The sequence below is a fragment of the Sulfitobacter sp. UBA4523 genome, from assembly GCF_002388305.1.
In the GTDB taxonomy this organism is placed as follows: domain Bacteria; phylum Pseudomonadota; class Alphaproteobacteria; order Rhodobacterales; family Rhodobacteraceae; genus Sulfitobacter; species Sulfitobacter pontiacus.
The window spans coordinates 1-379 of record NZ_DGMH01000036.1; the positions used below are offsets into that span (position 1 = coordinate 1).

1 pseudogene is annotated in these 379 nt (G+C 59.1%); it reads right to left on the reverse strand.

Going from position 1 to position 379, the window contains the following annotated elements:
• Positions 1 to 266 (reverse strand): annotated as a pseudogene (locus B3849_RS08980) (tryptophan--tRNA ligase); the annotation flags it as partial.
• Positions 267 to 379 lie beyond the last annotated feature (113 nt).

Genomic DNA, 379 nt, shown 5'->3' on the forward strand with positions numbered 1-379 from the left:
TGGCTTTGGTTGATCAGGATGGATTTATCGGGGTCGATGCCCGACGCGATAAAACCGGCACAAAGCTCGCGCGTGCTGCGCTTGAGGTCCGCAGGGTCCTGCCAGACGGTGATGGCGTGCAGATCTACCATGCAGTAGATCGACTGTACCCCCTTGTCCTGCGCATCGGCGAAGCGTTTGAGCGCGCCCAGGTAGTTTCCAAGGTGCAAATCGCCCGACGGCTGGATGCCGGAAAACACACGCGGGGTGAAAGAGGTGTCGGTCATTGGATGCTCCGATAAGGCTGGAAACTACGGCCAGATGGGCTTACCCATGCGCACCATGCCCGTCAAGGAGGCCCTATGGAAGACCCAGATTTTCACCCCCCCGTGAACCCGAA